General features: G+C 60.0%; 20 protein-coding genes. 16 read left to right on the top strand and 4 right to left on the bottom strand.

The window, feature by feature from the left end:
- Positions 1 to 39: 39 nt before the first annotated feature.
- Entirely contained in the window at positions 40 to 789 is a 750-nt protein-coding gene (locus tag M2397_RS13080) for an AraC family transcriptional regulator (protein ID WP_259243468.1), read from the bottom strand.
- A 137-nt stretch (positions 790 to 926) separates the two neighbouring features.
- Here M2397_RS13080 and M2397_RS13085 point away from each other — a divergent pair, with 137 nt between their 5' ends.
- Positions 927 to 1,736, top strand: a complete 810-nt coding sequence (locus tag M2397_RS13085) for a UDP-2,3-diacylglucosamine diphosphatase (protein ID WP_259243469.1) — start codon at positions 927 to 929, stop codon at positions 1,734 to 1,736.
- A gap of 126 nt (positions 1,737 to 1,862) precedes the next feature.
- Here the strand turns inward: M2397_RS13085 and M2397_RS13090 are convergent, their stop codons facing one another.
- From M2397_RS13090 to phhA, 3 genes are all read right to left on the bottom strand, one after another.
- On the bottom strand, positions 1,863 to 3,056 hold the full coding sequence (locus tag M2397_RS13090; RefSeq protein WP_259243471.1) for an amino acid aminotransferase: 1,194 nt from the start codon (positions 3,054 to 3,056) through the stop codon (positions 1,863 to 1,865).
- Positions 3,056 to 3,412 (bottom strand): 4a-hydroxytetrahydrobiopterin dehydratase, encoded by a 357-nt coding sequence (locus M2397_RS13095; protein WP_010208721.1) that lies wholly within the window; start codon positions 3,410 to 3,412, stop codon positions 3,056 to 3,058. The genes M2397_RS13090 and M2397_RS13095 overlap by 1 nt, the downstream gene beginning before the upstream one ends.
- An 84-nt stretch (positions 3,413 to 3,496) precedes the next feature.
- The gene (phhA, locus tag M2397_RS13100; RefSeq protein WP_131698589.1) at positions 3,497 to 4,315 is read right to left on the bottom strand and encodes a phenylalanine 4-monooxygenase; all 819 of its coding nucleotides are present in this window, start codon (positions 4,313 to 4,315) and stop codon (positions 3,497 to 3,499) included.
- A gap of 257 nt (positions 4,316 to 4,572) precedes the next feature.
- Between phhA and M2397_RS13105 the strand changes: the two genes are divergently transcribed.
- The 15 genes from M2397_RS13105 to M2397_RS13175 all read left to right on the top strand — a co-directional run bounded on the left by M2397_RS13105 (position 4,573) and on the right by M2397_RS13175 (position 22,079).
- A complete protein-coding gene (locus tag M2397_RS13105; RefSeq protein WP_259243473.1) occupies positions 4,573 to 6,135 on the top strand; it encodes a sigma-54-dependent transcriptional regulator in 1,563 nt (520 codons plus the stop codon).
- 232 nt (positions 6,136 to 6,367) lie between these two features.
- Positions 6,368 to 7,108, top strand: a complete 741-nt coding sequence (locus M2397_RS13110) for a flagellar basal body rod protein FlgF (protein WP_259243474.1) — start codon at positions 6,368 to 6,370, stop codon at positions 7,106 to 7,108.
- 66 nt (positions 7,109 to 7,174) lie between these two features.
- On the top strand, positions 7,175 to 7,960 hold the full coding sequence (gene flgG / locus M2397_RS13115) for a flagellar basal-body rod protein FlgG (RefSeq protein ID WP_131698586.1): 786 nt from the start codon (positions 7,175 to 7,177) through the stop codon (positions 7,958 to 7,960).
- 53 nt (positions 7,961 to 8,013) lie between these two features.
- Entirely contained in the window at positions 8,014 to 8,709 is a 696-nt protein-coding gene (gene flgH, locus M2397_RS13120; RefSeq protein ID WP_184743569.1) for a flagellar basal body L-ring protein FlgH, read from the top strand.
- Between the two features lie 27 nt (positions 8,710 to 8,736).
- Entirely contained in the window at positions 8,737 to 9,825 is a 1,089-nt protein-coding gene (locus tag M2397_RS13125) for a flagellar basal body P-ring protein FlgI (protein WP_131698736.1), read from the top strand.
- Positions 9,826 to 9,829: 4 nt separating this feature from the next.
- A complete protein-coding gene (gene flgJ, locus M2397_RS13130; protein WP_184743566.1) occupies positions 9,830 to 11,098 on the top strand; it encodes a flagellar assembly peptidoglycan hydrolase FlgJ in 1,269 nt (422 codons plus the stop codon).
- Positions 11,099 to 11,108: 10 nt separating this feature from the next.
- Positions 11,109 to 13,157 (top strand): flagellar hook-associated protein FlgK, encoded by a 2,049-nt coding sequence (gene flgK, locus M2397_RS13135; RefSeq protein WP_184743563.1) that lies wholly within the window; start codon positions 11,109 to 11,111, stop codon positions 13,155 to 13,157.
- Between the two features lie 14 nt (positions 13,158 to 13,171).
- Complete coding sequence (locus M2397_RS13140) at positions 13,172 to 14,773, top strand: flagellar hook-associated protein 3 (protein WP_184743560.1); 1,602 nt, start codon at positions 13,172 to 13,174, stop codon at positions 14,771 to 14,773.
- A gap of 276 nt (positions 14,774 to 15,049) precedes the next feature.
- Complete coding sequence (locus M2397_RS13145) at positions 15,050 to 15,979, top strand: ketoacyl-ACP synthase III (protein WP_131698581.1); 930 nt, start codon at positions 15,050 to 15,052, stop codon at positions 15,977 to 15,979.
- Between the two features lie 265 nt (positions 15,980 to 16,244).
- On the top strand, positions 16,245 to 17,669 hold the full coding sequence (locus M2397_RS13150; protein WP_150675836.1) for a flagellin: 1,425 nt from the start codon (positions 16,245 to 16,247) through the stop codon (positions 17,667 to 17,669).
- Between the two features lie 74 nt (positions 17,670 to 17,743).
- Complete coding sequence (locus tag M2397_RS13155; RefSeq protein WP_095185426.1) at positions 17,744 to 18,094, top strand: flagellar protein FlaG; 351 nt, start codon at positions 17,744 to 17,746, stop codon at positions 18,092 to 18,094.
- 80 nt (positions 18,095 to 18,174) lie between these two features.
- Positions 18,175 to 19,566 (top strand): flagellar filament capping protein FliD, encoded by a 1,392-nt coding sequence (gene fliD, locus M2397_RS13160; protein WP_131698578.1) that lies wholly within the window; start codon positions 18,175 to 18,177, stop codon positions 19,564 to 19,566.
- Positions 19,567 to 19,705: 139 nt separating this feature from the next.
- Positions 19,706 to 20,110 carry a flagellar export chaperone FliS gene (fliS, locus tag M2397_RS13165; protein ID WP_131698577.1) on the top strand — a complete coding sequence of 135 codons (405 nt, stop codon included), beginning with the start codon at positions 19,706 to 19,708 and terminating at the stop codon, positions 20,108 to 20,110.
- Between the two features lie 25 nt (positions 20,111 to 20,135).
- Positions 20,136 to 20,432, top strand: a complete 297-nt coding sequence (gene fliT / locus M2397_RS13170) for a flagellar protein FliT (protein ID WP_027603846.1) — start codon at positions 20,136 to 20,138, stop codon at positions 20,430 to 20,432.
- 171 nt (positions 20,433 to 20,603) lie between these two features.
- Entirely contained in the window at positions 20,604 to 22,079 is a 1,476-nt protein-coding gene (locus tag M2397_RS13175) for a sigma-54 dependent transcriptional regulator (RefSeq protein WP_131698576.1), read from the top strand.
- The last annotated feature ends 57 nt before the right edge of the window (positions 22,080 to 22,136 follow it).

Below are 22,136 nucleotides of genomic sequence, written 5' to 3' on the forward strand. Positions count from 1 at the left end.
TCTGTCGTGGGACTCGCGATTTTTAGCGCAAGGCTCGCCCTATGTGGCGCGCCGCAACGCGCCGGGAGAGGCGCCAAATTCGCGCAGCATGGCGGCGGCAAAGGCACTTTGTGAGGTGTAGCCAACCCGCACGGCGATTTCACCGACGGGCAGCGGTGTCTCGCGCAGCAGGTTCAAGGCCAGTTGCAGGCGACGGCTGCGGATGTAATCCATGGGCGTCTGCCCGCACTCGGCGATGAAGCGCGCATGCAGGCGGGCCACCGACAGGCCGGCGATACGCGCCAGATCGGCGACCTGCAACGGATGCGCGACATGTTGCTGGATATGCGCATTGAATGCCGCATACGGCAGGCGACGGCCCGTTAGCAGCGGCGCCTGCGAATGATTGAGGCTGGCCAGCAACAGCACCGCACCCTGTTGGACGATCAGTGGGTCATCCACGGGGCTGTGCGCCAGCCATTGCACCAGTTGGTGTTGCCGGGAATCCAAGGCCAGGCGTGCCGGTTGATCGAGCAGGCGGCGGCTGGCGTCGGCGTGTTCGCCCAGGGAGTGCAGCAGCCAATGCTCCGTGGGCACATCCAGCACCAGGCAGCGGCTGCCATCGCGACTGCCACAGGCGTGGTGGGCGGAGAAGGGCAGCACCATCACGCTGCTTTCGCGCACCTGGCTGCCAAGGCCGTCGACTTCCAGGTCCAGGTGCCCGGACAGGCCGAACACCAACTGCGCATGGTCATGGCTGTGGGCGATGGGCGCTTCAAGGTAGTGGCGTAGCGTAAGCGACGGTCTCATCGCGGTCTCCTGGGCAGCAAGGCGCCAGTCTACAACGCTTCGCGGTCGGCGAGCGTTGTCATCAGACTGACGCACGACTGTCATGGGCTATTAATCGCCAAGGCGCAAGCTCGCGAAAACAGCGTCGAGGGATGCCCATGACCAGTGCCGAGTTCACCAAACCCAGCCGCAAGCAGCGGGTTCGTACCCTATGGATTTCCGACGTGCACCTGGGCACCCGGGATTGCCAGGCCGAACATTTATCGCAGTTCCTCAAGGGCTACCACGCCGACAAGGTGTACCTGGTGGGGGATATCATCGACGGCTGGAAAATGCGCGGCGGCATGTATTGGCCCCAGGCCCATACCAACGTGATCCGCCGCCTGCTGACCATGGCCAAGCGCGGTACCGAAGTGATCTACGTCACCGGCAACCACGACGAGTTCCTGCGCCGCTACTCCAAGCTGATCCTGGGCAATATCCAGCTGGTGGATGAGGCCGTGCACGTGACGGCCGACGGTCGTCACCTGCTGGTGATCCACGGTGACCAGTTCGATGTGATTACCCGTTACCACCGCTGGCTGGCGTTCCTGGGCGACTCGGCCTATGAGTTCACCCTCACCTTGAACCGCTGGTTAAATCACTGGCGCGCCCGTTACGGCTATGGCTACTGGTCTCTGTCGGCGTATCTGAAACACAAGGTCAAAACCGCCGTGAGCTTTATCAGCGATTTTGAAGAAGCCATCGCCCACGAAGTGACCAAGCGCGAGTTGCATGGCGTGGTGTGCGGGCATATCCACCATGCGGAGATTCGCAAAGTGGGCGAGGTGGACTACCTCAACTGCGGGGATTGGGTGGAGTCGTGCACGGCGTTGATCGAGCACTGGGACGGGAGTATCGAGTTGTATCGCTTGGCGGATGCGCAGGCGAAAGAGGCGCAGCTCAAGGCCGAGATGGTCGCCAGCTGAGGGGTGTGCTCGGTCAAAATGTGGGAGGGGGCTTGCTCGCGATGCGGGAGTGTCAGCCAATACACCTGTCACTGACCCACTGCCATCGGGAGCAAGCCCCCTCCCACATTTTCAGTCCCGGTTTCGTCAGTGGGAGACGTCGGCGATGGCTTCGGCCAGGAGTGTCAGGCGTGTCGCATCAATACCCGCCACGTTGGCCCGCCCCGAACTGACCATATACACGCTGTGCTTCTCGCGCAGTTGCTTCACCTGCCCGGCACTCAAACCGGTGTAGGAAAACATCCCGCGTTGCGCTCCGATGTGAGCAAACCGCTCCGATAAACCATGGGGCGCCAACGCCTCCACCAGTCCGGAACGCAACTGCGCGATTCGCGCACGCATGGCTTCGACTTCCTCACTCCACTGCTTTTTCAGCTCGGCATCACCCAGGATCGTCGCGACCACCGCTGCACCGTGGTCCGGCGGCGTCGACCACAGGTTGCGCGCGGTATTTGCCAACTGGCTGCGTACATCCGTCAGCTTCTCGGCGTCCGCCGCGCACACGATCAACGCGCCGACACGGTCGCGGTACAGGCCGAAGTTCTTCGAGCAGGAGCTGGTGATCAGTACTTCCGGCAGTTCCGCCGCGAACAAGCGCACCGCCCAGGCGTCCTGCTCCAGGCCGTCGCCAAAGCCCTGGTAGGCGAAGTCGATCAGCGGCAGCAACTGGCGCTCGCGCACGATCTGCAGCACCTGGCGCCAGTCATCCTGGGACAGGTCGAACCCGGTCGGGTTATGGCAGCAGGCGTGCAACAGCACCACGTCGCCCCTGGGCACGGTGGCCAGCGTCGCCAGCATCGCCGCCACATCCAGGCGATTATCCGCACCCACGTACGGGTAGTGGCTGACCTTGATCCCCGACTTGGCAAAAATGGTTTCGTGGATTGGCCAGGTCGGATCGCTCAACCACACGCCACGGCCGGGCAAGTTGTGGGCGATGAAGTCGGCGCTCAGGCGCAGGGCGCCGGTGCCGCCAGGGGTTTGAGTCGCGCCGGCACGGTGTTCGCGCAGCAGGGCGGAGTCGGCGCCCAGTACCAGTTCGCTGATCAGTGTGCCGAAGGCTGCATCACCGTGGCCACCGATATAGGTCTTGGTCGTCTGGGTGTCGACCAGGCGCTGTTCGGCGCGCTTCACCGAGGCTGGAATCGGCGTCAGGCCCTGGTCGTCTTTATACACACCTACGCCGAGGTCGAACTTGTTCGGGTTGGCGTCCTGGGCATACAGGTCCATCAACCCGAGGATCGGGTCGCCGGGTACACGGCCTATGGCATCGAAATGCATTACTTGCGGCCCTCGGCGTCCTTGGCCACTTCGTCGGTGCGCGCGGCCATGATGAAGTCGTTGCGGTGCAGGCCCTTGATGGAGTGGCTCCACCAGGTCACGGTGACCTTGCCCCATTCGGTGAGCAGGCCCGGATGATGGCCTTCGGCTTCGGAGATTTCACCCATGGCGTTGGTAAAGGCCAGGGCGAATTTGAAGTTCTTGAACAGGAAAACCTTTTCCAGCTGCATCACGCCGTCGCGTACCTCGATGTTCCAGTCGGGGATCTGCTTGAGCAGCACCGGCAGTTCTTCATCGCTGACTTGCGGGGCATCGGCGCGGCAGGCTTCGCAGTGGGCTTGGTTCAAGGTGGTCATGGTCGGTGTCCTGAATTCGAATAGGTGAAGGTCAGTGGCGTCACCCTAAAGCAACGCGGGGCCAGGGAACAGACTCACCTGGCCTTAAACGCCACAGTTCACGCGGCTTTGGGTTTGGGGGGCCGCCTTTGGGGTAAAGAGCGGGGCGTGCAAGCCAAGCTGCATCCCGCGTTCGACCATGCCCATGATGTCTTCCTGTGCCACTTCGAACAGGCGCTTGAGGTTGGGCAGCACGAAATACAGCGGTTGCAGGATGTCGATGCGGTACGGGGTGCGCATCGCTTCCAGCGGGTCGAAGGCCTGGTGCTCGGGCTCGTCCGACAGGCAGTACACGCTTTCCTTGGGCGACGACAAAATCCCGCCACCGTAGATACGCCGACCTTCGGGGGTATCCACCAGGCCGAACTCGATGGTCATCCAGTACAGGCGCGCCAGGTACACCCGTTGCTCCTTGCTGGCCGCCAGGCCAAGCTTGCCGTAGGTGTGGGTGAATTCGGCGAACCACGGGTTGGTCAGCAGCGGGCAGTGGCCAAAGATCTCGTGGAAAATATCCGGCTCTTGCAGGTAATCCAATTCTTCGCGGGTACGAATAAAGGTCGCCACCGGGAACTGCTTGTTGGCGAGCAATTCGAAGAACGTCTGGAAGGGGATCAGCGCGGGGACGCGGGCGACCTGCCAACCGGTGGTCGCGGCCAGCACCTGGTTGATCTCGCCCAATTGCGGAATGCGATCCAGGGGCAGGCCCAGCTTGTCGATGCCGTCCAGGTATTCCTGGCACGCGCGGCCCTCGATCACTTTCAACTGGCGGGTGATCAGGGTGTTCCACACCGCGTGTTCTTCCGGCGGGTAGTGGATAAAACCTTGCGCATCGGGCTCGCGGGCCACGTAGTGCGTCTGCTTCATACGGCTCTCCTGCTAGGCATTCGTTCTTGTTATGTCCTGGGATGAGCCTATTGATACGCCGTGCGGAGCAAGATTCCATCGGCTTCAACATCGGTTACGTAGGAAAAATTACCGATTTTCGTAAAGTATTCGTTACGGTTGCGCGGCTGGTTGGCGTATTGGGCTGGGAAAAGCCCCCGAGCTGTCACATAATCTTGACGACTATCTGCGCCCAGCGACAAAAAGACGCGGCGCCTACCCACTTTTCGAGCCTTTTCATGCGTATCAAAGTGCACTGCCAGAACCGCATCGGCATCCTGCGCGACATCCTCAACCTGTTGGTGGAGTACGGCGTCAACGTCGCCAAGGGTGAGGTGGGTGGCGAGCATGGCAACGCCATTTACCTGTTCTGCCCGAACCTGGTGAACATGCAATTCCAGGCACTGCGCCCGCAGTTCGAGGCGATAGCGGGGGTGTTTGGCGTTAAACGGGTAGGGCTGATGCCCAGCGAGCGTCGGCACATGGAGCTCAATGCGCTACTCGGTGCGCTTGAATTTCCGGTGCTGTCGATCGACATGGGCGGCTCCATCGTAGCCGCCAACCGCGCGGCCGCGCAGTTGCTCGGGGTGCGGGTGGATGAGGTACCGGGCATTCCGCTGTCGCGCTACGCCGAGGATTTCGATTTGCCGGAACTGGTGCGCGCGAGTAAATCGCGAATCAACGGCCTGCGGGTCAAGGTCAAGGGTGACGTGTTCCTGGCGGATATCGCGCCGCTGCAATCCTCCGAGCACGATGATAGCGAAGCCATGGCCGGTGCCGTATTGACCCTGCACCGCGCCGACCGCGTGGGCGAGCGCATCTACAACGTGCGCAAACAGGAACTGCGCGGTTTTGACAGCATCTTCCAAAGCTCCAGGGTCATGGCCGCCGTGGTGCGCGAAGCCCGGCGCATGGCGCCGTTGGATGCGCCTCTATTAATAGAAGGCGAAACTGGCACCGGCAAAGAATTGTTGGCGCGCGCCTGCCACCTGGCCAGCCCACGCGGGCAATCGCCTTTGATGGCGCTCAACTGCGCCGGGCTGCCCGAGTCGATGGCCGAGACCGAATTGTTCGGCTACGGCCCCGGCGCGTTTGAAGGCGCGCGGGCCGAAGGCAAGCTCGGGCTGCTGGAACTGACGGCGGGCGGTACGTTGTTTCTCGATGGCGTCGGGGAAATGAGTGCGCGTTTGCAGGTGAAATTGCTGCGCTTCCTGCAGGACGGCTGCTTTCGGCGCGTGGGCAGTGACGAAGAGGTGTACCTGGATGTGCGGGTGATTTGCGCCACCCAGGTGGACCTGTCCGAACTCTGTGCCCGTGGCGAATTCCGCCAGGACCTCTATCACCGCCTCAACGTGCTGTCCTTGCATATCCCGCCCCTGCGCGAATGCCTCGACGGCCTTGCGCCGCTGGTCGAGCACTTTCTCGACCAGGCCAGCCGGCAGATTGGCTGCCCGCTGCCCAGGCTGGCACCTGCCGCGATGGATCGCCTCAGCCACTACCACTGGCCGGGGAATGTGCGGCAGTTGGAAAACGTGCTGTTCCAGGCGGTGTCGCTGTGTGAGGGCGGGACGGTCAAGGTCGAGCACATTCGCCTGCCGGACTACGGCGTGCGCCAACCCCTTGGCGATTTTTCCCTGGAGGGCGGCTTGGAGGCGATCGTCGGGCGCTTCGAGAAGGCGGTGCTCGAGAGCCTGTATGTCGAGCACCCCAGCAGCCGGCAGTTGGGCAAGCGCCTGGGGGTGTCGCACACCACCATCGCCAATAAGTTGCGCGATTACGAAATCCTCAAGGCGGACAAATAACCAACGGCCCCTCCCGCATTGGTTCTCTGTCACCCGTAAGACGGGTACTTGCCGTAAGCGGCATAAGTCCGCCGTTTTTTCGACTATCCCCAGTCCTTAAAATCCTGCTGCCTGCCCGCAAAACCCCGCCCCGCCTGGGCTTTCCCCTGTTTTTAAAAGTTGGTTCGCAAATTGCTTAAGCCTCATCAGTACAGCGGTGGGCGGCAAGCCTGCGTCAGAAAGAGGAAGAAGCGTGGACAAGTACCTTTATGTGGCAATGACCGGCGCCAGCCAGAACGCACTGGCGCAGAAGGCTCATGCCAACAACTTGGCGAACATTTCCACCAACGGTTTTCAACGTGACCTGGAACAGGCGCGTTCGATGCCGGTGTTCGGTGACAGCTTTCCGGCGCGGGCCTTTGCCATGACCGAGCGCCCAGCCACCGACTTCACGCCTGGCGCGATGATCGAGACCGGCCGTGACCTGGACGTGGCCGTTAGTGGTGACGGCTGGATGGCCGTGCAAACCCCGGACGGCGGCGAAGCCTACGTGCGCAGCGCCAGCATGAACGTCGATGCGCTGGGCGTGCTGCGGGCCGGCAACGGTATGCCGATCATGGGCAACGGCGGCCCGATTGCCGTGCCGCCCCAACAGAAGATCGAAGTGGGCGCCGACGGCACCATCAGCATCCGCGCTATGGGTGAAGGCCCACGGGTGATGGCTGAGGTGGACCGTATCAAGCTGGTCCAGCCTGACCTTAAGAACATGACCAAAGGCCTGGACGGCAGCATCCACACCATGGATGGCCAGCCGGCACAGGCCGACGCAAACGTCACGCTGACCTCGGGCTTCCTGCAGGCGAGCAACGTCAATGCGGTGGAGGAAATGACCGCCGTATTGGCGCTTGCCAAGCAGTTCGAGCTGCACATCAAGATGATGAACAGCGCCAAGGAAGATGACCAGGCCATGACTCGCGTCATGCAGATGAGCTGACAGGCGACCACCGAATTCTAATTGTGTAACGCGGCGCCAACAAACAGGCGCGCAAAGGAGAACAGCATGCTTCCGGCTCTATGGGTTGCCAAAACAGGTCTGTCCGCCCAGGACACCAACCTGACCACCATTTCCAACAACTTGGCCAACGTGTCGACCACGGGTTTCAAACGTGACCGCGCCGAGTTCCAGGACTTGCTCTATCAGATCAAGCGCCAGCCAGGCGCCCAGTCGACTCAGGACAGCGAATTGCCGTCGGGTCTGCAACTGGGTACCGGTGTGAAGATCGTCGGCACCCAGAAGAACTTCAACGCCGGTAACCTGCAGCAGACCGGCCAACCGCTGGACATGGCAATCAACGGCAAAGGCTTCTTCCAGATCCTGCAGCCGGATGGGACCACGTCCTACACCCGTGACGGTACGTTCCACCTGGATTCCAACGGCCAGATCGTCACCGCCAACGGCTTCGCCTTGGAACCTGCGATTGTGGTGCCAGCCGATGCGCAGACCTTCACCGTCGGCAACGATGGCACCGTTTCGATCACCGTGGCCGGCAACCCGGCGTCCCAGGTAATCGGAAATCTGCAGACCGCCGACTTCATCAACCCGGCCGGCCTGCAGGCCATGGGTGGCAATTTGTTCCTGGAAACCGCCGCCAGCGGCGCGCCGCAAATCGGCACTCCCGGCCTGAACGGTTTCGGCACCACGCTGCAAAGCACCCTGGAAACCTCCAACGTCAGCACCGTTGAAGAGATGGTCAACATGATCACTACTCAGCGCGCCTACGAGATGAACTCCAAGGTGATTTCCACCGCCGACCAGATGCTTTCGTTCGTAACGCAGAATCTGTAATCAAGTCCATGGGGCGCTCCTGAGAGCTCCTGCAACACCGTGAGGTAAGGGTCATGAATCGCTATGTTTCCGTTCTGGCATTGAGTGGGATTGCCGTGCTCGCGGGCTGTGTCGCCCCGACGCCAAAACCCAATGACCCGTACTACGCGCCGGTGTTGCCGCGCACGCCATTGCCGGCGGCGGCCAACAATGGCTCGATCTACCAGGCCGGTTTCGAACAGAACCTGTACAGCGACCGCAAGGCGTTCCGCGTGGGTGACATCATCACCATCACCCTGAACGAGCGAACCCAGGCCAGCAAGAACGCCAACTCCCAGATCGACAAGAGCAGCACGGCCAGCATTGGTTTGAGCTCGCTGTTTGGCGCCGTGCCCAACACCAATAACCCCCTGGGCAGTGGTGATCTGAGTCTGAATGCCGGCTACAGCGGTGATCGCGCCACCAACGGCAAGAGCGCGGCAGCGCAGGGCAACAGCTTGAGCGGTTCGGTCACTGTGACGGTGGCCGATGTATTGCCCAACGGCATCATCGCCGTGCGCGGTGAGAAGTGGATGACGCTTAATACCGGCGACGAGCTGGTGCGTATTGCCGGCATGGTCCGTGCCGATGATATTTCCACCGACAACACGGTGTCGTCGACGCGCATTGCCGATGCACGCATTACCTACTCGGGTACGGGTTCGTTCGCTGATGCGAGTCAGCCGGGCTGGTTCGACCGTTTCTTCCTTAGCCCGCTGTTCCCTTTCTAGGTGGCCACTTTGAAACTCAAACAACTGATGGCTGCCGCACTCTTGCTGACGTTGAGCGCTGTCGCCCAGGCCGAGCGCCTGAAAGACATCGCCAGCATCTCCGGCGTGCGTTCCAACCAGTTGATCGGCTACGGCCTGGTGGTGGGGCTCAACGGTACGGGTGACCAGACCACCCAGACCCCGTTCACCCTGCAGACCTTCAACAACATGCTCTCGCAGTTCGGCATCAAGGTGCCGGCGGGTTCGGGCAACGTGCAGTTGAAGAACGTCGCGGCGGTGTCGATCAGTGCCGATTTGCCGGCGTTTTCCAAGCCGGGCCAGGTGGTCGACATCACGGTGTCGTCCATCGGTAACTCCAAGAGCCTTCGCGGCGGCACCCTGTTGATGACGCCGCTTAAGGGTATCGACGGCAACGTCTACGCCATCGCCCAGGGCAACCTGGTAGTGGGCGGGTTTGACGCCGAGGGTCGTGACGGTTCGAAGATCACCGTCAACGTGCCATCGGCCGGTCGGATTCCCGGCGGCGCCACGGTTGAACGCACTGTGCCGAGCGGTTTCAACCAGGGCAACAGCCTGACCCTGAACCTCAACCGTTCGGACTTCACCACCGCCAAGCGTGTGGTCGACAAGATCAACGACATGCTCGGCCCTGGCGTGGCCCAGGCCATCGACGGTGGCTCGATCCGTGTGACTGCGCCGCTGGACCCCAGCCAGCGCGTGGACTACCTCTCGATCCTGGAAAACCTGGAAGTTGATCCGGGCCAGGCGGTGGCCAAGGTCATCATCAATTCGCGTACCGGTACCATCGTGATCGGTCAGAACGTCAAGGTCTCGCCGGCGGCGGTGACCCACGGCAGCCTGACCGTGACCATCACCGAAGACCCGATCGTCAGCCAGCCTGGGCCGTTGTCCAATGGCCAGACGGCGGTGGTGCCACGCTCGCGGGTCAACGCCCAGCAAGAGGCCAAGCCGATGTTCAAGTTCGGCCCCGGCACGACCCTGGATGAGATTGTGCGTGCGGTGAACCAGGTGGGCGCAGCGCCAGGCGACTTGATGGCGATCCTCGAAGCTTTGAAGCAGGCCGGCGCGTTGCAAGCCGACCTGATCGTGATTTAAGGCCATGGCCATGGACATGCGTAACAGCGGCCTGACCAGTACGGCGGATTCGGGTTCGTATTCTGACTTGAATCGCCTGAACCAACTGAAAGTCGGCGACAAGAACAGCGAAGGCAATATGCGCAAGGTGGCGCAGGAATTCGAGTCGCTGTTCTTGAACGAGATGCTCAAATCCATGCGTTCGGCCACCGACGCCCTGGGCAAGGACAACCCGCTGAACACCCCGGCGGCCAAGCAGTACCAGGAAATGTACGACCAGCAACTGGCGGTCTCGCTGTCCCGCGAGGGCGGTGGTATCGGCCTGGCCGACGTGCTGATGCGCCAGATGCAAAAGAACAAACCGGTGGAGGCCCAGGCTTCCACCCTGCAGGGCCCGGCAGCGGCCGAGACAACGAAGAAGGTCGATGTGCCGACCGAAATTGCCGCAGGCACCCAGGCTCAAGGCCCGCTGGGCCGCTCCAACGGGCAGCGTCCGCTGTGGGCGTACCGCGTGGCTGAACCCCAGGTAGGCGCCGCAGCATCCCACGGCAACGACATGCAGTTGATGAACCAGCGTCGTATCGCCTTGCCGAGCAAGCTGACCGATCGCCTGCTCGCCGGCATCGTGCCGACGACCCAGGTCGCCACCGAAGCCAAGGCCGCGCCGCTGCGCAACAGTGCCTTGCAAGACAATGTGGTCAACAGCGCGGCGCGCAGCTTTGCCGTGCCCAACGATCGTATGCAGATCTACAGCCGCGCCGTGGCCCAGCCACCGTTGGCGCCGGCGAAGAAGGCGTTCAGCTCCCAGGATGAGTTCGTCGCCACCATGTTGCCGATGGCCGAGGCGGCTGCCGCGCGCATCGGTGTCGATCCTAAGTACCTGGTGGCCCAGGCCGCCCTGGAAACCGGTTGGGGCAAGTCGGTGATGCGCGCCGAGGATGGCAGCAGCAGCCATAACCTGTTCGGCATCAAGGCCGGCCAGAGTTGGCAGGGCGGCCAGGCCCGCGCGATCACCAGCGAGTTTCGTGATGGGGCGATGGTCAAGGAAACGGCGCAGTTCCGTTCTTACGACTCCTACCAGGACAGCTTCCATGACCTCGTGACATTGCTGCAAAGCAATGATCGCTATAAAGAAGTTGTGAAATCGGCCGATAACCCCGAACAGTTTGTACGCGAGTTGCAAAAAGCCGGGTACGCCACCGACCCGGCCTATGCCAGCAAGATTTCGCAGATCGCAAAAACCATGAACAGTTACCAGAATTACGCTGCCGCTGGCGCGACCACTCATTTATAAGGTCTGAACCATGAGTTTGCTCAACATCGGGATGTCAGGGCTTAACGCCGCTCAAGGATCGTTGTCGGTCTTGAGTAATAACATTGCCAACGCCAATACCGCGGGCTATTCGCGTCAGCAGACTACCCAGAGCGCGAATGCGTCGAACCAATATGGCGGCGTGTTCATCGGCAGCGGCACCACCCTGGCCGACGTGCGCCGGGTGTACAACGAATACCTGGACACCGCCTACCAGAACAGCACCTCGCTCAACAGTGATGCCAAGGCTTACCTGGATCAGGTCAGTGCCGTCGACAAGACCCTGTCGGACAAGACCACCGGCATGTCGGCCGTACTCAGCTCGTTCTTCGCTGCTGTGCAGACCGCCTCGGCGAACCCCAACGATACCTCGGCCCGCCAGATCCTGCTCACGAACGCCCAGACGCTGAGCAACCGGTTCAACGCGATCTCCACGCAGTTGAGCCAGCAGAAAGAAACCATCAACGGCCAGTTGAGCTCAATGAGCGATCAGGTCAACCAACTGACATCGTCGATTGCCTCTCTCAACAAGCAGATTGTCCAGGTTCAGGGTTCTTCGAACACCACCCCGGCCAACCTGCTGGACGCCCGCGCCGAAGCCGTGCGTTCGCTCAATGAGTTGATCGGCGTGACTGCCACCGAAAAGAACGGTGTGTTCAGTGTCAGCACCGGTAGCGGCCAATCCCTTGTGCTGGGTGATCGCTCCAGCACGATTTCCGCCGTACCGAGCAAGAGCGACGCCAGCCAGTACACGATCCAACTCAATGCGGGCGGCGGGACGACGTTGGACCTGGGTAACGTGATCAGCGGTGGCAGCATTGGCGGCCTGTTGCGCTATCGCAGCGACGCGTTGATTCCTGCGATCAATGATCTGGGGCGCATCGCGATTGCCACCGCTGATACGGTCAACAGCCAACTGGGCCAGGGCCTGGACCTCAATGGCGAATTCGGCGCCTCGATGTTCACCGACATCAACAACGCAGCCTCGGTTGCCCTGCGTAGCCTGGCTGCCCAGGGCAACCTGGGCGACGGCGCCCTGGGCGTGACGATCAAGGACAGCACTCAGCTGACCAACTTCGATTACAAGGTCAGCTTCAACGACGGCACCGATCTCAACAAGGCAACGGTACTGCGTTCCGACGGCAAGGCCATGGGCACCTATGACCTCAGTGCCACGCCGCCGCCGGTCATCGACGGGTTCACCCTGGCGGTCAAGAGCGGTGCGGTGCAAGCCGGTGACAGCTTCAAGGTCAGCCCCACCGCCAACGGCGCCAAGGAAATCGGCACGGTCCTCAGCGACCCCAGCAAGATTGCCTTTGCCGCGCCGTTGCAGGGCGAGGCCGGCAAGACCAACGAGGGCACCGGCACCTTCACGCCGCCGACGCTCACCGTGCCCCTGGACATACAGGGCGGTGCCGATACGGCACAACTGCGTACAGGTATCGAGTACTCGATGCCGGTGAAGATGGTTTTCGGTAAACCGGCGGCCGATGGCACCCAGCCCTACACGCTGAGTAACGCCCAGGGTGATCCCATCGGCTCCGGCACTATCATTCCGGGGCAAGCCAACAAAATCAGCATCAGCGTGCCGATGCGTGATGCCAGCGGTGCCTTGGTGTCGCCAGCCAAGAGCTTCAGTTTCGACACTACGGTGGGCGGTTCGCCGGCCAACGGCGACGGCACCTCGTTCTCGTTCAATGCCACCGGCAAGTCCGACAACCGCAACGCCCAGGCACTGCTCGACCTGCAGACCAAGGCAACCGTAGGCCTGGCGGCCGATGGCAGTGGCGGTACCAGCCTGGTGGGCGCCAACAGCAAGTTGGTTTCCACCGTCGGCGCCAAAGCCGCCTCGGCCGGCACTGACAACACCGCTACCGGTGCGCTGCTGGCCGCCAACAAGAACGCGCGCAACTCCGTATCCCAGGTCAACCTGGATGAAGAGGCGGGCGATATGATCAAGTTCCAGCAGTACTACACGGCGTCGTCGCAGATCATCAAGGCTGCGCAAGAAACCTTCAGCACGCTGATCAATAGTCTTTAAGGGAGTCTGGGACGATGCGCATTTCTACACAGCAGTATTACGACACCAGTGCCGTCAAGTATCAGAACAACTATTCCAGCGTTGTGAAGGCCCAGGAACAGGCGAGCTCCGGCGTGCGTGTACAGACCGCTGCGGATGATCCGGTTGCCGCCCAGCGCTTGCTGATGCTGCAACAGCAAAAAGACATGCTGGCCCAGTACAGCGGCAACATCACCAGCATTCAAAATACGCTGACGAACGAAGAAAGCGTGCTGGATGCGATCAATACCACGATCCAGGCCGGCAGCCAGTTGGCGCTGCGCGCGGGTGGCGTGACCAGTGATGCTGACCGCAAGTCCATTGCGGTCGAGGTGGGCGCGCTTGAAAATCAGCTGCTGGGTTTGCTCAACAGCAAGGATGCGGCGGGCAACTATCTGTTCTCCGGTTCCAAGACCGACACGCCGCCGTATTCGCGCAATAACGATGGTACTTATAGCTATCAGGGCGACGAGAATGAGCTGAGCCTGCAGGTCTCCGAGACGCTGAAGGTGCGCACCAGCGACACAGGCAAGACCATCCTGGAAGGGGCTGTCAACGCCAGCCGCACCCAGTCCACCTACACGACGCCTGCGACGGTGGATGACCACAAGGTCGCGATCTCTGCTGGCCTGGTAACGTCGGGGATCGACTACACCAAGCAGTTTGCCGACGGCCAGCCCTACAAGGTGACTTTTACCAGCAGCACACAGTACGTTGTGACCGACAAGGACAACAACGACATTACCTCGCAGCTTCCAGGTAATGGCACGTTCGACTCCACCAAGGAAGGCAGCGCCAGTATCAATGTGCGCGGGGTCAAATTCGATATCACCGCAGACCTCACCGGCGTGGCCACCGGGCCGGATGCCGATGCGTTGGTCGCAGGGCGCGAGTTCACCCTGGCCGCCAAGCCGGACGCGTTCAATGTCTCTCGCACCGCAAGCAACACTTCGGCGGCGCAACTGACCAATGCCCGCGTCAGCAGTGCAGCCGACTACTCCAGTACGTTTCCCAACAGCGGCGTACTGATCAAGTTCGACGATGTCGACCCGACTGCTTATAAGGTGTATGCCCAGCCGTATACCCCCGACAGCAAGCCGATTGTCGATAATGGCGTGATCGTCAGCGGTACGCCGCCAGCCAAGGACACGATCACCGCCGCGGGTGTCACCTTCGAGTTGAGCGGTACGCCGAGCACCGGCGATCAGTTTTCGGTCGGTAACACCACCCAGAGAACCCAGAACGCCCTCGACACCCTGAGCCAGCTGCGTCAGGCCCTGGAGCAGCCGGCGGATGGTATCCCCGGTGCGCGGGTCAAGCTTCAGGACGCCTTGAACGCCGCCGTCAGTAACCTGACCAACTCGGCCGATCAGGTGGACAACGTGCGTGGCTCCATCGGTGCGCGACAGAATGCACTCACAGTGCAGTCCAGTGAAAACACCAGTGTCGGCCTGGCCAACAAGACCACGATGAGTGACCTGGCCAACATCGACATGGGCGAGGCGGCGATCAACCTGACCCTCCAGCAAACCATGCTGGAAGCCTCGCAACTGGCATTCGTAAAAGTCTCGCAGTTGAGCCTGTTCAACAAGATGTAAGCGGTGCCAAGTCAAGCGGCCCGCTCTGGAAACAGGGCGGGCCGCTGTCGTTTCCGGGGGTTAATTGTTTGAAGGTTTTGCACAAACCACACAAAATTGAGTGACCTGCGAGTCATAAAGCGCATCTTCACTGTATCGTGTGAAAAGGATAAGTCGTCACAGGGTCCTTGCGGGGCGGCTTTCAGCGAGATTTTTATGGGGTTATCCCCTTTATTGTCAGCACTCCGGGCGCATGCCCTGGGGTGTTCTCCAGCTATTTAGTATTGGGAAGCCACAATGATTGGCATAAAAAGCATCGCCAGTTACGTGCCGGCAGACGGGATCGATAACTACGCCCAGGGTGCCAAGTTCGCCAAGGATGAAGAATTCATCATCGGCAAAATCGGTTCGGCGTTCCTGCCGCGCAAGGAAGCCGCGCAGGAAACCTCCGATCTGTGTGTCGAGGCGGTCAACGCGTTGTTTGCCAATAACCCGGATTTGAAGCGCGAGTCCATCGATGCACTGATCGTCGTCACCCAGAACGGCGATGAAGAGGGTTTGCCCCATACGGCCGCGATCGTCCAGGACAAACTGGGCCTGCCCACGCATGTGGCGGCGTTTGATATTTCCCTGGGCTGCTCCGGCTACGTCTATGGCATCTACGCGATGAAGGGCTTCATGGAAGCCACCGGCCTGAAAAACGGCCTGTTGGTCACCGCCGACCCGTATTCGAAGATCGTCGACCCGGAAGACCGCAACACCACCATGCTGTTCGGCGATGCCGCCACCGCCACCTGGATGGGCGAAGATGCGCCGTGGTTGCTGGGCAAGTCCAAGTTCGGCACCGACGGTTCCGGCGCACCGCACCTCAAGGTCAGCGATGGCGTGTTCTTCATGAACGGCCGCCAGGTATTCAACTTCGCCTTGCTCAAGGTGCCGGCGCATTTGCACGAGCTGCTCAACGAGTCGGATCTCAAGGCCGATGAGATCGATGCCTTCTGCATTCACCAGGGCAGTGCGGCAATTGTCGACGCCGTGGCCCGCCGTTTCGAAGACGCGCCGGTGGAGAAGTTCATCAAGGACATGGTCGAGACCGGCAACACCGTGTCGTCGAGTATTCCGTTGCTGCTGGAAAAGCATGTGATGGACGCCACCTGGAAGCGCGTGGCAATCAGCGGTTTTGGTGTGGGCCTGTCGTGGGGATCGGCGATTCTCTATCGTCCGTGACCCTATAAGCGCTCATATAAAGAAACGCCGATGATCGAAAGCTCATCGGCGTTTTTTATTTGACGCCAGAAAACCCAATGAAATAAGGCTTTGGGGCCGTCGTAAACCCTTGAATTGCAAGGGGTGGCCCCGCGCCATTAAAAAAATCAAAAAAAATCCTCAAGCAACCGGCTACCACGACGATAACTATTACGTAGGTTCTCAGGCCACACCCGGCGGTTGCCAGGGCCGGAAGCCGCAGTATCCATCCAACGAGGATTTCGTCATGGCTTTAACAGTAAACACCAACATTGCTTCGATCACTACTCAGGGCAACCTGAACAAAGCCGGCGGCGCCCTGGCCACCTCCATGCAGCGCCTGTCTTCCGGCCTGCGTATCAACAGCGCTAAAGACGACGCTGCTGGCCTGCAGATCGCTAACCGCCTGACCAGCCAAATCAACGGCCTGGGCCAAGCTGTAAAAAACGTGAACGACGGTATCTCCATCGCTCAGACCGCTGAAGGCGCGATGCAGGCTTCGACCGACATCCTGCAAAAAATGCGTACCCTGGCTCTGTCTTCCGCTACTGGCTCCCTCAGCGCTGACGACCGTAAGTCGAACAACGATGAATACCAAGCTCTGACTTCGGAACTGACCCGTATCTCGCAAACCACTACTTTCGGTGGCCAGAAGCTGCTGGACGGTTCGTACGGTACCAAAGCTATCCAGGTTGGCGCTAACGCTAACGAAACCATCAACCTGAGCCTGGAAAACGTTGCAGCCAACAACATTGGTTCGCAGCAGGTCAAAACCAAGGCCATCGTGCCTAGCGCAACTGGCCTGGCTGGCGGCGACATCACTGTTACCGGCAACGGTCAGACCAAAACCGTAACTTACGCTGCAGGCGCTTCGGCTAAAGACATCGCTGCGGGCCTGAACGGTTCGATCGGTGGCCTGACCGCTACCGCCAGCACTGAAGTCAAACTGGAAGTAGGCGCTGCCACTCCGTCGAACTTCAAACTGGCTGTAGGTAGCGGTAATGCTGTTGATTTCGTCGGCGTGAAGGACCTGGCCGGCCTGGCTGACCAGCTGAAATCGAACGCTGCCAAACTGGGCATCAGCGTTAACTACGACGAATCCAACAAAACCCTGTCGGTTAAGTCGGATTCCGGCGAAAACCTGTCGTTCTCTGGTGCTGATGCCAACGCCCAGACCAACATCCTGGTTGGCGCTAAAGATGGCGCTGGCGCATTCGCCACCCCGGCTGCTCTGGGTGCTGCTGCAATCGTTGTGACCGGTCAGGTTTCCCTGGATTCGGCTAAAGGCTACTCCCTGAGCGACGCTGCTACTGGTGTATCGGACTTGTTCTCGGCTGCTACCGTTTCGTCGACCAAGACCACCATCTCTAACACCGACGTGACCGACGCTACCAACGCTCAAAACGCGCTGGCTGTTATCGACAAGGCCATCGGCACCATTGACGGCGTTCGTTCGGGCCTGGGTGCTACTCAGAACCGTCTGACTACCACTGCAGACAACCTGCAGAACATTCAGAAGAACTCCACCGCTGCACGTTCCACCGTTCAGGACGTCGACTTCGCTTCCGAAACCGCCGAACTGACCAAGCAACAAACCCTGCAATCGGCTTCCACCGCGATCCTGTCGCAGGCTAACCAGCTGCCATCCGCTGTACTGAAGCTGCTTCAGTAATCCCAGCGCTTGGTAACTAACGGAAGGGCGCGTCTACGTGCCCTTCCGTTTTTTCGGTTTAGAGGAGATTGGACATGGACATGAGTGTAAAGCTGAACCAGTCTTATCCGCCGGTTGCACCTCAAAGCGCACCTGCCAAGGTAGTGGCTGACAACAACGTTCTGAATGTCCAGGCAACGCCCGCGATTAGCCAAGAGCCCGCACGCGCCGACCTGGAAAAAGCAGTCACCGATATTCGCGATTTCGTTCAAGCTACCCAGCGTAGCCTCGATTTTTCCATTGATGATTCCACCCACCGTGTGGTGGTCAAGGTCATCAATACCGACAATGGTGAAGTGATTCGCCAGATTCCGTCGGAAACAGCATTGAAGCTGGCACAGAACCTCAGCAGCGCAAGCAACCTGTTGTTTGACGACAAGGCCTGAGCTGGCATGAAACTTGTTGCTGTCCTGTCTTGAGGCGTAATAAGTCAAGATAACGGCAGCCACCGAACAGGAGATAGATGATGGCGGGTTCAACGGTAAGTGGTATCGGTTCGAACATCGATACGCAAGCGATCGTGACATCCTTGGTTAACGCCGAAAAGGTGCCCAAGCAAACGCAGATCAATACCGCGTCCGCGAAAGCGACCACCACGCTGTCTTCGATCGGCAAGGTTCAGGCAGCGCTGGATGCGTTTCGTAACGCCCTGGACACCATGTCCAAGGACAGTAGCTTCACCGGTTTGAGCGGTTCGTCGTCGGATGAAAAGACCGCGACCATGACGGCCAGCAATACGGCCTCGAACGGCAGCTTCCGGTTGATCGTCGACCAGTTGGCCCAGGCGTCCAAGCTGTCGAGCAAGAACTTCAGCGGTGGCACTTCGACGGTTGTCAACGCGACGGATAAGCCGACCACGTTGACCATCAGTCAGTCCGGCAAGGCTTACGGCCTCAGCGTTCCAGCCGGCGCGACCCTGCAGCAGGTACGTGACTCGATCAATACGCAGTTTGGCACGTCGGGGCTGAGTGCCAACATCCAGACCGATTCCAACGGTTCTCGATTGATCCTAACCTCTACCAATATGGGGACGGGCTCGGACCTCACGCTGTCTGGCACCTCGGGGCTGGATGTGGACGCCACGGTCGTTGATTATCCCAAGGATGCGCAATACAGCATTGATGGGGTTGCGTCTGTGTCCAAGTCCAACACCATCACTGGTGCTCTTAGTGGCGTGGATATCAAGCTGGTAGCAGCGTCGACTTACAAAACGGGCAATACGGGTGACAAGAACGCCACGCTCATCACCGTCAGCACCAACAACACCGCGCTCAAGTCCGGGGTCAAGGGGTTCATTGACACCTACAACGCCCTGATCACAGCGATGAACGCCGAAACCAAGGTCACCACGAACCTGGACGGCAGCACCACTGCGGCAGCGTTGACGGGTGACTCGACCATGCGTTCGTTGCAGAGCACGATCCGCAATGAGTTCAACACGCTGTCGGGCAACGGGGCCTTCAAGTCCCTGGCTCAGTTCGGCGTGACCACCAGTTCGACCACTGGTCTGCTGGCGATTGATGACAAAAAGTGGGACGCGGCGGTTAAAACCAACGGCGCCGACATCAACAGTATGTTCAGCGGTAAAGACGGCATGCTGGCGCGGATGAAAAGCGCCACGGATGACTTTGCCAAGGCAAGTACAGGTGTTCTGGCAACACGTTCTGCTTCTCTGTCCGAGAGTCTCAAGGACCTGACCAAGCAACAGTCCTCGCTCGACGAGCGCATGACCCTGCTCACCAACAGCCTCTCCGCCAAATACAACGCCATGGATACCCTGGTCGCGCAATTGCGTCAGCAAAGCACCAGTGTGATGACTACGCTCAATGCGTTGAACAATCCCAAGACCAATAATTGATCGCAGCCTGCGATAAAGGCCAGGCAAACTGCCTGGCCTTTTTTTATCGGAGCACGACTGGCCCTAAAGCTTTTTGCGGGTCAGTCGACATATTGGTTACTAGAATCCTTTTCGCTGTCGCCTGTCACGAGGTAGAAACATGAATCCCATGAGAGCCCTTCGCCAATACCAGAAGGTCAATTCCCATGCCCAGATCTCCGAAGCCAGCCCGCATCGTCTGGTGCAGATGCTGATGGAAGGCGGGCTGGACCGCATGGCCCAGGCCAAAGGTGCACTGGCTCGTGGTGACATCGCGCAGAAGGGCCTGATGCTGGGCAAGGCCATCGATATCGTGATCGGCCTGCGTGACGGCCTGGATGCAGCAAAGAGTGATAACCCGGCTTACGTCCAGCAGTTGGAAAGTTTGTATGCATATATGACCAACCGACTGATGGAAGCAAACCTGCATAACGACGCCGACATGATCGACGAAGTGGCGCGTTTGCTGATCACCGTAAAAGAAGGCTGGGACGCTATCGCGGCGCCACAGGCAGCAGCAGAATAAGGCCATCGGCCTTGAGGAACACGTCATGAGCCAAGCACTGCAACGCATTGATGAAACCCGTGAAGCGCTGATCGGCGCGCTGGCAGACCGTAACTGGGACGCCATTGGCGAGCTGGACATGGGCTGTCGCAACGTGATCGACGAGGTGCTCAGCGAAGCACCGGTGGATGAGGATGCGTTGCGTGAAAAGCTTGAGAGCCTGCTGGCGGTTTACCAGCAGTTGCTTGAGGTGACGACAGGCGAGCGCCAGGCGATTTTTGAAGAGATGTCGCAGATCAACCAAGCGAAAAATGCGTCAAAGGTTTACCATCTGTTCGGTTGAACAGTCGCAGTTAATCCTACCGGTGCGTCATAAATTTGACCGTACCAGCTTTTTTGACTTAACTAGTGCTGTTTTCAGATTTCAGACGTCTAGTAAGGTAAGAAGTCTTACAGGCGCCTCGATTGCCCACAATCTCGGGGCAGGAAGTTTTACTAGGGAAGTTGCTATTGCATGTGGCGTGAAACCAAAATTCTGCTGATCGATGACGATAGCGTCCGCCGCCGCGACTTGGCGGTGATTTTGAATTTTCTTGGCGAAGAAAATCTGCCCTGCGGCAGCCATGATTGGCAGCAGGTGTCCAGCTCGTTGTCGTCGAGCCGTGAAGTCATTTGTGTGCTGATCGGGACGGTAAACGCTCCAGGTGGTGTTTTGGGCTTGTTAAAGACACTGTCTACCTGGGATGAGTTCCTTCCGGTGTTGCTAATCGGTGATATTTCTTCTGTCGAGCTGCCGGAAGACCAGCGCCGCCGCGTGCTTTCCAGCCTGGAAATGCCCCCCAGCTACAGCAAATTGCTTGATTCCCTGCACCGTGCCCAGGTCTATCGCGAGATGTACGACCAGGCACGCGAGCGCGGTCGCCACCGCGAACCCAACCTGTTCCGCAGCCTGGTTGGCACCAGCCGTGCCATCCAGCACGTGCGCCAGATGATGCAGCAGGTGGCCGATACCGACGCCAGCGTGCTGATCCTCGGCGAGTCGGGCACCGGCAAGGAAGTGGTCGCGCGCAACCTGCACTACCACTCCAAGCGCCGCGACGGGCCTTTTGTGCCGGTCAACTGCGGGGCGATCCCGGCAGAGCTGCTCGAAAGCGAACTGTTCGGCCACGAGAAGGGCGCCTTTACTGGGGCGATCACCAGCCGTGCCGGGCGTTTCGAGCTGGCCAACGGCGGCACCCTGTTCCTCGACGAAATCGGCGACATGCCGCTGCCGATGCAGGTCAAGCTGCTGCGCGTATTGCAGGAGCGCACCTTCGAGCGCGTGGGCAGCAACAAGACCCAGAGCGTCGACGTGCGCATCATCGCCGCAACCCACAAGAACCTCGAAAGCATGATCGAGGTCGGCAGCTTCCGCGAAGACCTGTACTACCGCCTCAATGTATTCCCTATCGAGATGGCCCCGTTGCGTGAGCGCGTGGAGGACATCCCGCTGCTGATGAACGAACTGATCTCGCGCATGGAACACGAAAAGCGCGGTTCGATCCGCTTCAACTCGGCCGCAATCATGTCCCTGTGCCGCCACGGCTGGCCGGGCAACGTCCGTGAGCTGGCCAACCTGGTGGAACGCATGGCGATCATGCATCCCTACGGTGTGATCGGCGTGGTCGAGCTGCCGAAGAAATTCCGCTACGTCGACGACGAAGACGAGCAACTGGTCGACAGTCTGCGCAGCGACATGGAAGAACGGGTCGCCATCAACGGCCACACCCCGGACTTCGGCTCCACCGCCATGTTGCCGCCTGAAGGCCTGGACTTGAAGGACTACCTCGGCAACCTGGAGCAGGGGCTGATCCAGCAGGCCCTGGACGACGCCAACGGCATCGTCGCCCGTGCCGCCGAGCGTCTGCGCATCCGTCGAACCACCCTGGTGGAGAAGATGCGCAAGTACGGAATGAGCCGCAAAGACGGTGATGAACAGGCAGATGATTGACGCCTGTTTTCCAAGCCGCTGATATTTCAGCGGTTTTTTTTCGGCACAACTATTGCT

Origin of the sequence: Pseudomonas sp. BIGb0381 (assembly GCF_024809815.1) — a bacterium.
GTDB lineage: Bacteria > Pseudomonadota > Gammaproteobacteria > Pseudomonadales > Pseudomonadaceae > Aquipseudomonas.